General features: G+C 57.7%; 1 protein-coding gene. It reads right to left on the bottom strand.

Features of this window, described 5'->3' with window-relative positions; genetic code table 11:
• Positions 1 to 196, bottom strand: a 196-nt coding sequence (locus P0G09_RS18190; protein WP_275253369.1) for a UTRA domain-containing protein, incomplete at its 3' end; no start/stop codon positions are given.
• Positions 197 to 305 lie beyond the last annotated feature (109 nt).

Here is a 305-nt window from a genome sequence, read left to right on the forward strand (position 1 = left end):
CATTGAGATTCTTGCCCATCAGGCTCTTATAAGGCTCGTAAGGCAGGAACAGATTTTCCAGAAACACCGGCTGACCATCGGCAGTGCGCAGACGCTGGATAAAGATGAGCAAGGCTTCCGGGCCTACATGGAAGAAGGCTTCCTCATCCTTACGCACCGGCACGATCTGACGGTTCAGCAGCCGGGCGCCCGGCACCCTGCCGTACTCCTAGCAGGTCTCCGTAAAGCTGGCAGTTCCTCTGCCGCTGGCAAACTTACGATGGATGCGGGGCTTGCTGACAAAGGTGCCCCGCCCCTGCATTTTG

Source organism: Faecalibacterium sp. DFI.5.82 (assembly GCF_029076575.1).
Classification (GTDB): domain Bacteria; phylum Bacillota; class Clostridia; order Oscillospirales; family Ruminococcaceae; genus Faecalibacterium; species Faecalibacterium duncaniae.